This is a genomic window from Bdellovibrionales bacterium (assembly GCA_016716765.1).
GTDB lineage: Bacteria > Bdellovibrionota > Bdellovibrionia > Bdellovibrionales > UBA1609 > JADJVA01.
The window spans coordinates 1,479,069-1,490,785 of the sequence record JADJVA010000020.1; the positions used below are offsets into that span (position 1 = coordinate 1,479,069).

At 43.6% G+C, this 11,717-nt stretch carries 14 protein-coding genes, 1 tRNA gene and 1 pseudogene; 7 read left to right on the plus strand and 9 right to left on the minus strand.

All coding sequences use genetic code 11. The annotated features are described in order from the left end of the window. Nucleotides 1-15: 15 nt before the first annotated feature. Nucleotides 16-396 (plus strand): hypothetical protein, encoded by a 381-nt coding sequence (locus IPL83_15850; protein MBK9040610.1) that lies wholly within the window; start codon nucleotides 16-18, stop codon nucleotides 394-396. A 221-nt stretch (nucleotides 397-617) separates the two neighbouring features. On the opposite strand, the gene IPL83_15855 is transcribed toward IPL83_15850, so the two are convergent. After that, the gene (locus tag IPL83_15855; protein ID MBK9040611.1) at nucleotides 618-896 is read right to left on the minus strand and encodes a PepSY domain-containing protein; all 279 of its coding nucleotides are present in this window, start codon (nucleotides 894-896) and stop codon (nucleotides 618-620) included. Between the two features lie 198 nt (nucleotides 897-1,094). Here IPL83_15855 and IPL83_15860 point away from each other — a divergent pair, with 198 nt between their 5' ends. From IPL83_15860 to IPL83_15875, 4 genes and pseudogenes are all read left to right on the plus strand, one after another. Continuing rightward, nucleotides 1,095-1,823, plus strand: coding sequence for a cytochrome b/b6 domain-containing protein (locus tag IPL83_15860; GenBank protein ID MBK9040612.1), 729 nt, complete (start codon nucleotides 1,095-1,097; stop codon nucleotides 1,821-1,823). A 33-nt stretch (nucleotides 1,824-1,856) separates the two neighbouring features. After that, nucleotides 1,857-2,399 (plus strand): annotated as a pseudogene (locus IPL83_15865) (hypothetical protein). Next, nucleotides 2,396-2,878 carry a hypothetical protein gene (locus IPL83_15870; GenBank protein ID MBK9040613.1) on the plus strand — a complete coding sequence of 161 codons (483 nt, stop codon included), beginning with the start codon at nucleotides 2,396-2,398 and terminating at the stop codon, nucleotides 2,876-2,878. Before IPL83_15865 ends, IPL83_15870 begins: the two are co-directional and overlap by 4 nt. 170 nt (nucleotides 2,879-3,048) lie before the next feature. Continuing rightward, a complete protein-coding gene (locus tag IPL83_15875) occupies nucleotides 3,049-3,426 on the plus strand; it encodes a hypothetical protein (GenBank protein ID MBK9040614.1) in 378 nt (125 codons plus the stop codon). A gap of 499 nt (nucleotides 3,427-3,925) precedes the next feature. Here IPL83_15875 and IPL83_15880 read toward each other — a convergent pair. Further along, nucleotides 3,926-4,015: transfer RNA gene (locus tag IPL83_15880), tRNA-Ser, on the minus strand. A gap of 138 nt (nucleotides 4,016-4,153) precedes the next feature. On the opposite strand from IPL83_15880, the gene IPL83_15885 reads away from it, so the two are divergent. Continuing rightward, on the plus strand, nucleotides 4,154-5,479 hold the full coding sequence (locus tag IPL83_15885) for a hypothetical protein (protein ID MBK9040615.1): 1,326 nt from the start codon (nucleotides 4,154-4,156) through the stop codon (nucleotides 5,477-5,479). Nucleotides 5,480-5,669: 190 nt separating this feature from the next. Beyond that, nucleotides 5,670-6,554 carry a hypothetical protein gene (locus IPL83_15890; GenBank protein ID MBK9040616.1) on the plus strand — a complete coding sequence of 295 codons (885 nt, stop codon included), beginning with the start codon at nucleotides 5,670-5,672 and terminating at the stop codon, nucleotides 6,552-6,554. Nucleotides 6,555-7,435: 881 nt separating this feature from the next. On the opposite strand, the gene IPL83_15895 is transcribed toward IPL83_15890, so the two are convergent. The 7 genes from IPL83_15895 to IPL83_15925 all read right to left on the minus strand — a co-directional run bounded on the left by IPL83_15895 (nucleotide 7,436) and on the right by IPL83_15925 (nucleotide 11,545). Continuing rightward, a complete protein-coding gene (locus IPL83_15895; GenBank protein MBK9040617.1) occupies nucleotides 7,436-7,876 on the minus strand; it encodes a transposase in 441 nt (146 codons plus the stop codon). 11 nt (nucleotides 7,877-7,887) lie between these two features. Continuing rightward, nucleotides 7,888-8,052, minus strand: a complete 165-nt coding sequence (locus tag IPL83_15900; GenBank protein ID MBK9040618.1) for a transposase — start codon at nucleotides 8,050-8,052, stop codon at nucleotides 7,888-7,890. Next, nucleotides 7,998-8,528: a transposase gene (locus tag IPL83_15905; GenBank protein MBK9040619.1), complete on the minus strand. Its 531-nt coding sequence runs from the start codon at nucleotides 8,526-8,528 to the stop codon at nucleotides 7,998-8,000. The genes IPL83_15900 and IPL83_15905 overlap by 55 nt, the downstream gene beginning before the upstream one ends. Next, nucleotides 8,521-8,772: a hypothetical protein gene (locus IPL83_15910; GenBank protein ID MBK9040620.1), complete on the minus strand. Its 252-nt coding sequence runs from the start codon at nucleotides 8,770-8,772 to the stop codon at nucleotides 8,521-8,523. Before IPL83_15910 ends, IPL83_15905 begins: the two co-directional genes overlap by 8 nt. 709 nt (nucleotides 8,773-9,481) lie before the next feature. Then, complete coding sequence (locus IPL83_15915) at nucleotides 9,482-9,835, minus strand: ABC transporter permease (protein MBK9040621.1); 354 nt, start codon at nucleotides 9,833-9,835, stop codon at nucleotides 9,482-9,484. Between the two features lie 699 nt (nucleotides 9,836-10,534). Then, nucleotides 10,535-10,693 (minus strand): ATP-binding cassette domain-containing protein, encoded by a 159-nt coding sequence (locus IPL83_15920; GenBank protein MBK9040622.1) that lies wholly within the window; start codon nucleotides 10,691-10,693, stop codon nucleotides 10,535-10,537. A gap of 549 nt (nucleotides 10,694-11,242) precedes the next feature. Next, nucleotides 11,243-11,545 carry a hypothetical protein gene (locus IPL83_15925; GenBank protein MBK9040623.1) on the minus strand — a complete coding sequence of 101 codons (303 nt, stop codon included), beginning with the start codon at nucleotides 11,543-11,545 and terminating at the stop codon, nucleotides 11,243-11,245. Nucleotides 11,546-11,717 lie beyond the last annotated feature (172 nt).

The window sequence follows — 11,717 nt, forward strand, 5'->3', positions numbered from 1 at the left end:
AGTCGACCAAAATGGATGATGCCATTGGCGATAGTGGCGATGGTTTTTGGACTCGCTACTGTCATAAGTGGTGGCAAATCTTTGTTTACAGAGGTGGGAAGTGTCGCCGCAGGAAACTATGTACCGTTTGTTCTTTGGTTCAACTTCGTAGCTGGTTTTGCATATATTTTTGCGGGTGTAGGGATGGCTCAAGACCGAGCATGGTCTAAGAAATTAGCTGCTTCTATTGCGGCAGCAACGTGTCTTGTTTTTGTATTTTTTGGGATTCATATCGCAATGGGCGGGGCTTACGAAAACAGAACGGTTATGGCAATGGTCCTACGTTCAGGGTTTTGGCTGATTGTGGTGAGGCTGTTGTACTTTCGATTTAAGATGGTTAATCTGTCGAGCCCCTAAAGCCCCCAAGAAATAAAATATTAATGGTTCTTGTGTAGCTCTCGGTGGTCTTTGAACCTCGGAAGGTTCTACACAGGAGAAATTGGCGTCCCTTGGCTAGTCTTTGTAGAACCCATCTGGAAAAATTCACAAAGAAGGCTGTTCGGAAAACTCTTCTATCTTGTGCATCGCGCAGAGAGAGGGCTGGGCAGCTGCGGGCGCAGCCGCCCCTGATAAGGCACCTATTCTTCATCATCTCCTTCTACTTCTTCTTTTACGATGCTGCCGTCTACAGGGTTGAAGTAGATCTCAACCTTTTTGCCCTCTTTGTTGGTCCCGTAAATTTCATAACAACTCCCTGGTTGTTTGAACTTTCTGATTTTGTAGCCAAGGTCTTCGGCCTTCTTTTTGAACGCTTCTTCCGACATCCATTTGTTCTTGGGCTCGTCGGTGCAATTCTTTTTAGCAAAAGCCGAGACGCTGGCCAATGTGACCAGGGTTGCGAAAATAAGATGTTTCATTAGTACTCCTCTGTGTGTCATGGGTTCATTCCCATGTACCGACAAATTATCGTCATTCGCCCCCATTAAGAAATTGGGCAAATGATCTAAGGGCCTGATTTCACGTGCTTTAGGTCATTCGGTCCATAGACATAAGGGACTATGTTTTCATACTCTCACCAGAGGGCAGTGAGCCATCTTTTAAAAAGGAGTATTAATATGAAACGTGAGCTTGTTTATGACTTACCAACCAGGATCTTTCACTGGATGTTTGCCGTTCTTTTTTTAACTGCATTTGTCATTACTAAAACTGTCGACGATGAGTCTGCAGTCTTTTCGTATCACATGCTGGCCGGCTTAGTTCTTTCTCTCCTTGTCACACTTCGGATAATTTACGGGATTTGGGGCACAAAGCATGCGCGGTTTTCTGGCTTTGCACTCAATCCAAAAGATCTCTTCAACTATTTTAAAGGAATTCTAAGTGGCTCAAAAACAAAGTGGGCGGGGCATAACCCTGCATCCAGCTGGGCCGCTATTCTAATGATAGCTATGGCGGCAGGACTTGGCCTCACCGGCTACTTGATGACGTCAGGTCCTGACAAAGAAGCTTTTGAAGACATTCATGAATTGCTGGCCAATGGATTATTTGTTGTTGCGGTTTTACATATAGCTGGCATCGTTCTGCACACATTGCGACATAAAGAAGCGATTGGACTCAGTATGATTGACGGAAAAAAAACTGATATTGCTACAGATGATGTTATCTCTTCGTCACGTTCCGGATTAGGCGTATTGTTGCTGGGAATGGTTGTGGTTTTTGCTTTCCACTTGAACCGCAATTACGATGCTAAATCGGGAACGTTGCAATTGCTGGGTGCAACGTTACAACTGGGCGAAAATGATGGTGGTGACGATAATGGTAACGGCGATGACGAGGATGAGGATTGAAATCAAATTTTCTCAATCAGTGAGGAGTACGACTTGAGTCAAAAAGAAAGATTAATCATTGTAGGCGTTCTCGCGCTCGTTTCAGTAATGGTCGGAGTCGATCTCATCTCTGATTATCGTGCGAGTCAGTTCACTTGGCATATTTTTGTTGAAGGTGTGATAGGATTTGCTGCTGCCTTCGGGATTTTTTACATTCTGCGCGGTTCTTATAATCTAAAACACCGATTGGATCAGGAAATTCGCGACTACTCAGAATTCAAGAAAGAGGCTGAGGCTTGGCGGGCCGAATCTAAGAAGTACTTGGAGGGTTTATCTACGGCTATTGATCAGCAGCTTTCAAGGTAGAGCTTGTCGCCAGCCGAGAAAGAGGTCGCCTTCTTGCTTTTGAAAGGTCTAAGCCTTAAAGAAGTTGCGAGCATTCGAGATACAAGCGAAAAAACTGCACGCGTTCAGTCGATAGCTATATATTCTAAATCTGGCTTAGCTGGAAGATCTGAACTCTCAGCTTTTTTTCTAGAGGATTTGTTAGCGCCCCATCTTGAGAAAGATCAATTTATAAAGGAGAATCGAACATGAATAATTTTTTGAAAGCACTTCTATGCGCCATAATTTTTATTTTCTCTGGCGTCGCGAGTGCCGGCGATGCACATAAACATCCGGACAATCACGTACCAGTAAAAGGCTCTGCAGGGCATTTTACTGGAAAAAAGTATGAGAGCGATGCGCCACTAAGAACACACATGAGTGCTATTCGTACTGAGATGCAAAGTAAGATAGGCGACATACACAGCGGCCGAGTCAAAGATGAGGATTACCAGCGGCTTTCAGAAAAAATCGATACTTCGATTCAGTCAATATTCAAAGACTGCAAGCTTAATCCCGAGGCCGATGCGGCTCTGCACACGATTCTGACAGAAGTTATGGCCGGTTCTGCAGCTATGAAGACTGGCCCTAAAACTGAAGCGCGCGCACAAGGATTTCTAAAGGTCATCAAAGGCCTAGACAGTTACGGCCAGATGTTTAACCACGCTGGTTGGAAGCCGATGACGCATTAGTGTGCGTGCTCAATCTATTTCTGGTTATTCCAAATCCGGACTTGTCGGTCGTTCCGAACTTTCTACCTTATTTCTCGAAGACCTCGGGACACAAAATCGGTTTGCTTTTAGTACGGAGGGAAATTATGAGTGGAAAAATCATAGGCACTAAAGGTCGGCCGAAGTGGCTAATGCCAGTAGCAATATTTGCAATAATATTTGGGATAATTACGATCATAAGTGGTGGAAAATCTTTGTTTACAGAGGTGGGGCGTATCGCCGCTGGAAATTATGTGCGGTTCGTTCTTTGGTTTAATTTTATCTCAGGCTTTGTCTACGTCGTAGCTGGCGTCGGTTTAGCACAAGATCGTGCGTGGTCTGGGCGTTTAGCGGTTTTTCTCGCCGCTGTAATCAGTCTTGTTTTTGTGTTTTTGGGCATTCATATTTTAACGGGTTGGGCCTACGAAATTAGAACAGTAGGTGCAATGGTCCTACGTTCAGGGTTTTGGCTGATTGTGGCGAGGTTGTCGTACTTTCGATTTAAAAAGGTTAGCCTATCGCACCGCTAGAGCCACGCTTCTAAAAAAATAAAGTATCAACTGAAGGTGACGCGGTTAAATTAAAGGCAAGCAAAGATTCGAAGATGTCAGAATAGCTCTCCATCAATTCTAGTCACGTTTAACTATAGGAACGAGATAAGCAATATGCTGACAGAAATTTTCGACCAGATGGGTTTTACATCAATTTTTTGGTCCACTTTATTTTCTGATTCTGTATTGGATCCAGCAGCCCTGCTGCTATCTAGACTCTTCGCCCAAGAATTCCGGCACTTCTGGCACCCCATCAATCTAGCAATTCTTTCACAGAAAATAAGATGTTAGATCGCTTTTTGAGAACTCATCCATCCAGACTTATCCAGACCAAATCCAGACTTTTACTGTCCAAACTTACGAAAAATCATAAAACATCATGTGACGTCACCGAATTCGGCGAGCGTAACCGTTTGATTTACCTAGTGTTGAGATTCTGGGTGCTTAGCTGATTAGAGAAAAAAACGAATGAGTAAATTGGCGGAAAGACAGGGATTCGAACCCTGGAACGGGGTTAACCGTTACACGCTTTCCAAGCGTGCGCCTTCAGCCACTCGGCCATCTTTCCGCTTTCTATTATTAGAATATCTTATATGACCTAGCATTGATGGTTCCTGATGTCTAGTGGGTTGCTTCGTTCTTGACATGGGCCCCGAGAAAATGTGTTTTGCAGGAGTCCGGTTACTTCAAATTCGAGGACATTGCGATGCACACAAGGGCTTTTTTTTGGCCATTTGAATTCGGATTTAATTGTAAAATCTTGTGGTCTTCACTGTTCATCGTTCACATGCTGACAGCCTTGACCTGCCTGACAGCTCTTGGGCAAGATGAGATCTCAGCCTGTCTCAAACTGGTGGCAGACTCCCAAGATGCGGCGTCTCGAGCCGATCCCTTGAGTCAACCTATGGACCTAGCAGGTCCAAGGCTGAGAATCGGTTTTTTTAGGCAATTTGATCTACCGGAATTCAATCGCTTCCGCGCTCATTATTTAGAGCAATTGAATCGACGCTACCCACGAAAACTCCAAGAAAATGCACAATCTGGCGAGGGTGCTGAATCCCAACCTGGCGAGCGTGCTGAATCACAACCTGGCGAAAATGAATTTGATATTTCCAAAAGCTCGCCACCTGAGCAAAAGCTCGCATTCCTAGAGGCCCTGGGTCGTCATTTTATTTCGAATTCAGTTCATAATCCTCTATTGGCTGAAAAAATATTGAATACTCGATGGGTTGACTTCCTTAAGAAACGACGGTTTTTTATTAAGCTCAAAAAACTACAGATCGGCGCATTAACCTCAAGGGAAATTGAGGAGCTTTTTGTCGATCTTTATACTCTTCAAAATCCCGGGACAGATAGTCTTCCCAAAAGGATCCGTGCCCTTGTCGGCATGATTATTCCGTTTAGAAATGGAATCTATGAAACTTGGTACACTGATATTGTTCTGAGGAGATTTTACGTCGAGGTCCTCAAGTCCGGCCTGACTTCTGCCTTAGAGGCCACTAACTTCCGAGTCAAGACTTCCTTCTTTGGTGATAGCCATGAATCGAAGATGTACAAAAAAATCGCCAAGCTATCTTTGAGCCTCGCGATCAATTGGTATGTACTCATCCCCACTGCTCAATTATTTGGCTACATTCATCTTCCTGAAATCAATCTTTCTGAGTGGTCTAACTTGACCAAACTCATTCAAGACGAAGTTAAGAGGAATCCTAAAATACTGGATCAGATTATCTCAGGAGAATTTCGGCATGAACTCGTAGAACAGTGGGTGAATAAATATGGCGGAAGCTATTATGGAGCGAAAGCCAAGTTCGATCTCTTTTATCGCACTCTCAGATCTCTCTATCTCCGACTCATTCTCTCCTCCGCCATTTATCTTTTTGTTTCACAATTTGGATTTTTCGACCTTCCCTGGCTTGATCACTTCATGGGACAGATCATTACTTTTCGAGATGCTCTCATTCCGTGGATATTTCATGAGGCTGGGGGCACTTCTGGTCTGGACAACCTAGTACGACCCGATGACTGGTAATGGTTCAATTTTGGTTTGTCGAGACCCCTCAAGACAAAGTGAAAAAAATATAAATAGTTGTAATACTTCTCTCGTAACTTAAGAATTTTTTTTAATTTTTACTCAAACATCACCGGGAGTTGGAAAGGATCAGATTAATCATCGAGTATGTGCTTTCGCAATATGGTTTTACTAAACAAGAGGGGTAGCTATGTTCAAGGTACTTTTTAACTTCGTTGCAACAATAGTTTTTCTCAGTGGTTCACTGGTGGCCTGGGGAGACATGACAGTCGATCAAGACTTAGATACTCCGGACATTCACATTTTGGACGGCAGCCATCGTCTTTATGTAGATATTGAAGTTCCCTTCCATGAAATGGGGGATGCCTCTAAGCGTCTGGCTACAGCTCGAGCAATTATTTTCCTAAAAAAGGATTTGGCAGACTTGTGGAAAGACGGGAAAATGCCGAAAAACCTACAGGATCTCATGGATTCAGCAATTGGCTTGGGAGATGTTCACTATGATAAAATCTACGAAAAACTGAAGGCTGCTACGGGGGATAAAGTCCGTGCTGCAATCGAAGAGGCTCTCCCTGATTCGGCAGATCATCTCAAAGGAAATTTTTCAAAGGTCGATTGGTGGAGACCGTCTGGCCTCCTCGTTGAAACGGGTGCTACTGGGAAATTCCGCATATCGCGGCTGAACGGGCTATCAGGAACTTTTGCAGAAGTGGTAGTTCCTTACTGCGTCCATCGAGTGAGAAAAATCCCCCTTCAAGAAGTGGAAAAAGATAAGGAAATGATGGAAATACTCAAAAATGGAGAAAGTGGCATTGTTGAAAGATCGCGCAACGCTATTCTGACCAAGATCTACGGCACGCCATGCACTGAGAACCTTGAAGCTCTCATTAACAAAATTCAGGAGAAAGAGGGAAATGATTTTTATAACAATTTTTACTTTGCCGAAGAGTCCCTCGTTAAGGAAGCTCGCAAATTTATGGTTTGGACGGATGCACCTGTTGGGCTGAAAGGGACTTCCAGAAGATCGCACGCTGGGAATCGGTGGCAAATTTTCTGTTGGCTTGATTTATGGTGAACTCAAGCGTCCAGAAGATTTCACTGGAGCCACAGCGTCTATTTCAAAACATTTTTACTCCCGGAGTCAATTCGAACGAGTGTCAAAAATTGGATTCTTTCTACATTTCCCCAACTGTCTGCTCTCGCGAATCTAGGCTGGGGATGGCAAGCAAAAACTGGAGTCTTGTATTGGGGAGATCAAGTCTACCCATATTTCCTCACAGGCCCTGAAGTTGGTAATAACATCAGAGCCAAGACAGCGTTTAGCCTAGGGTCCGCGATAGACAGTGACGATGTCGTCAAATACGGTCGATCTCTCTATGTCGAAGTCAGCGATGGAATTTCTGCTCTTTATAATTGGGTGAAGCGGCCGTAGTCCTGTAAGAAAGCCATTAGAGATGGAGGCAAGATAGGGACAGAGGGTCCGTCTTGCTCCTCCTCATGATATAATGATATGAAATTCGAAAATTTCGATTAATCGCTAACTTGGGAAAAGGGGTTTTAAAGCTCCGACGATCTTTCTCAAAATACCAGTATTTCCCTCAAAGTGGGTGATAACCCATATCATCGGAATCCCGAGTCCAAGAAAAATGAGAACTGTGAGAAGGATTTCCTCAAAGTAATCCACAATAACAAGAGCTATCAACAGCCCAAGGGCCGTGCCTCCGCAATTTGTACCATCAAAGCATAAAACGCTCCCGCGCCCTATTGTTTCCAATTCTTATGCCAATCAAAAAACAAGAACAGCTTCTCCCCCTTAATCTGAATTCAAATTTAGGGCTGTCTCATAGGCGTTTTAGGTCTAATGCAGCTCCTCTTAAAAAGAAACGAGCCGCAAAAAAGTCACCTCTTCTCCGCAAAAGCGCTCCTTATAGAAACAAAATTCAGCCTCTCCGTTTATTAGAAGGGGGTATTTTGTGCCAACCTGCTATTTGGCCCCCAAAACCACCCTGTCGTATCGATATGGGTAGAGTTTAAGTAGCCGCATCTTTGGAGGATTTTATTGAGGTAGGAGGTTTCATTCGTATAGCCATAAGCTGATCTCCTTAAAACTTTTATTTTATTATTGATCCCCTCCGACTTTGCCGAGGTAAGGCGGGAGGTAATATAGCTTTCAATCTCTTCTCGGTACTTTCTAATCAAAAGGGCCATCTTTTTAAACGGTTTGAGGTTGGATTCTCTCACTAGGCGATACCACAGTAGAAGTGATTTCCTAAACTCGATTACTTCCGTTTTATCAAGAATGGAGTGAAAGTGTTCGACCAAGATCATTCCATTTAGAATATTTTTATTTATCTCTTTGAGTTTATCCAACATGCGTAGGTCTTTCTTCGAGAGCATCTTTTCACGCTCTACGAGTACAAACCGCCTGTGAGGAGCAAGCATATCCACTTGAAACCCATCTTTGTTTTTCCTTGGCCTTTCGGAACTCGCATTTTTCTTACATCATCAAAGACATTATTTACATATTCAGCCAGGTGGAATCTATCAATGCAGATTCTAGCATTGGGGCACATTTGCGAACGGCCTTGATAAATGGTTCGTGCATATCGAGGGAAAAATACTTTATCCTTGCAAGCTGCTCAGGAGATAGCTGATTTAAACAAGTGAGTAGGGATCTTTCCGATCGGCCAGGAGCGTTGGCTAAAACCTTTGACTGATCGTAACAGACAAGGTTGGTGACATACTTGATCTCAGGTCGGTCAAGGCTATTCTCCTTCGGCATCGTTCGGAAGTGAACCTCATCTCCACTCATTTTTTCTAGATCTATATTTTCTGGGAATTTCATGAGTGGTTTTAGCTTAGCCATTCGATTCTGATCCAGTGACCAAAGTGTTTTTGACGATGCATTTAAAAATCTGGCTACAGCTTCGCAGGGCATTTCCTCCATAAGTCGACCCGCAAACTCACAAAATGAATAAGTTAGAGTGTCAAAATCTGGATATAGAAAGGAAATATGAGCCGACCTAATCTTATCGTCACACCTAAACAATACCCTCTCCGAGTTGAAAGAGAATCACCTCCACATACAAAAAGGCCCCAAACGGCGGGGCACGCAAAGATCGCTCTTTCCACTCATGTACATAGCCTATCTGATTGCCACATTGATGGCAGAGGCAGAATGCTCGATCTTGTCTCGCGAATACTCTTAAACTCAACTTTGACCGGTCAAATTCAAATTTTCGATAGTCACATCTTGTAAACCAAGAGCCGTCGTGATGAGATGAGAAGTCCATCCCTGTACCTCCGCGAGTTTTTTTTTCTGCAAATTAAAGCTTATGCGAAAGGTCTTGTTTGATGGACTTTTTTATTTCAGCGACAAGGCTCGACTTAGGTATTAACAAAATGAGTCACCTTCTATAATTCGAGACCCCAAAATTCAACTCGCATTTATGAATTTCTCCTCCCGATTTCAGGAAAGAGCTCCTCTATTCAGATCTCAGTGCTTCTATGATTTGAAGTTTCTCCGCCTTAACAGCAGGAAAAATGCCACTGACGAGACCAACGACAAAAATAGAGAATTGATAAAAGAGGGGCCATGCCATCCAAAGTCCATTCGAAATTTAATTTATCAACAAACTCGTGGCCACCCAAATCGCTATCTGATAGGACAAAAAACCGAGAATCAATCCTATAAACCTGCGATAAAACACGATCATCGACTCCACTAGAAATTGAGTTCGGAATTTCTCGGCTCGTTGCCCAAGTGCTTTTCTCAATCCAATCTCTCTAAATCTCTCTGAAATTGCACAAGCATCATATTTGTAATTCCAACTCTCCCACCAAAAGAGGATAATGCGATGATGAAAGAAGGATCTTAGTAAAAGAGTTAAAAACTGTCTCATTTGGTTTACAAGAACACTATCACTGTCAACTGAGAACGTCCCAGAGGAGCCATACTTCCTGCTCAAAAAAGGCCTTGATTCCCGCCCAATCCTTTCCGCGTCAGCTCTTCATCAATTTGTACCAAGATTTGCTTGAGCTGAGAAGGCCACCAATTTCCCGACTGAGCCTGAAAAAAGAATAGGGGACCACAACCTGCAAGTTCGGCCGGAGGCCTTGACCCCACTTGTTGAGGTTCCAGACACTAATCTTACCCGGACAGCCATAAAGACTCTTTCCCTCACTGATCCATAGAACTTGTCCAAGAGGCTGACTATCAAAAAACAGCCGCTCCGCAATTTCGTATCCGATAATGCAAACAGAACTTTTTCTGCACAATTTCAACCTGCGAAAAATTTCGACCAAAAAGCAAACGTCATGGGCAATACTTAGTCCATCCTCGCCAAACCCTATCATCCTTGTATCTTGGTCGATCGCTCGTCCCCATAATTCAGTGTAATCCTGCTTCTATCTAAGAATCGGTGACATCCTATCAATCACCAGGAAAATCCTTTAAAGAACAAATTTACACCTTCCCAATCAAAAAAACGAAAGGGTGTTGGAACGAGATCAGTGGCTTTGATATCCCAGTTAGGAAATACCATTGAATACAATGGTATTAACCTGCATGTCGGAACATCCGCAAGTATCTTTCCTTTGTGAACTGCCCAAGCTAATCATCGCCAAAACGGCTGCGATTCCTACTGAAACACCAATCATCGTGAGGGGCTGTTCTTGTCTTATGTCTCTTCAAAATTCCAAATAGCCGAAGGCAAATGTCCCCAAACACCCTCAAGGCTTTTTGGGATCAAGTTTGAGTAGACCAAATGAGCACAGGGATCGGGGAACATCTCTTTGAATGGCTTTCTCTGATATATCTGATACTGCTAGAAGGCACCTGTAAGGATGTTCGACTGATCAAATCCAGACTGATCAACTTTGCAGACCTATCAAGAATTCTCCCGTCCTTAATTTTTTAGCCGACTCTATCGCATTGATTCCAACCCTCGTTGTCATGGGTGATAATGATAATGGTCTTATTGTGATTTTTATTCCAAGTCTCTCAAAAGCTGCAGTATTTGCTTTCAGCGATTCGAATCTAGATTTCCCGTTGGCTCATCGGCAAAGAATCACTTTAATGTCGCTCATTAGTGCGCGACAAATGGCTACCTTTTGTTGTTGTCCACCGGACAGTTGATTGGATAAATTGCAGTCTGTCTCCCAAACCAACCAGTTCCGCGTACTTCTTTGCCCGATCGATCTGATTGATCCCATTCGGAACCTCTCGTCGAAGTAGCGAGTTGAAGTATATTATCAAGCACACTTGTTTTAGGCAGTAGGTAAAACTGTTGGAAAAAAACCTATGTTCCGATTACGGATTTTAGAGACTCCACTTCCGTACAGCTAGATACATCTTTTCCCAAAATGCGAATGAGCCCACTGTCTGGGCGCGATAAAGTCCCAAGGCGTAAAGCAGAGTGGATTTACCAGATCCAGATGGCCCTTGAATCGCAACCAATTCTCGCCCACTTTTACAGAAAAACTGAGATCCTTCAATATAGAATTGATGGATGTCGAGCACCCCGTAGCAGAAAATAAAGATGCTCAACTTCGATTGCATTCTATTTAATTTATTCCGCTGAGTTGAGCTCTGAAAAATTAACCTGCTAATTTTCTGACCTTCACTCCAGACCAGACAGGTACAAGCCCTCATTTTGAATTCCAACCTCCAGTAGTCTGCCGATCACTGATTGCAAGACAACAAAATAGTGATCATTGTCTCTCCGAATAAATTCATGCCGAAGACTTAATACGTTTTCCTTTCTAGCTGTAATCCACATCTATGATAGCTTGACATCCCTGTTTATCATTTTCGTCTCCATCGGTTATTTCTATCTTGATCGGAAGATCAACAACCTGACTGTTTGCCTCAGATTCCTTATCTCTAGCTGCCAACGAAAGCTCACGAATAAGACCCTTATATTTTCGATCAACCATCAACAAGAAGCCCAGGCCTGACGGCCTCTGACCAAATCGCAGCTTTGCCCGATCCATCTCTGGAGCATTGGCAACAACGAACAGTCTGCTTGTATCATCGATCCTCAAAAATAAACTCTTTGTAATCACCCTCTCTCACATACTCGCCCTCTGACCTCTCAGCAGAACTACAAGCTCCGTTCAAAGGGGATCTCAGGGGAAAAAGGACTATCCCCTGACTGAAGCAGTTGGACCACGCTGACAACAGGATCGCCCACCGCTTTACGGGATCGCCCACAGGGAAACAAAGCTTGCTGACATA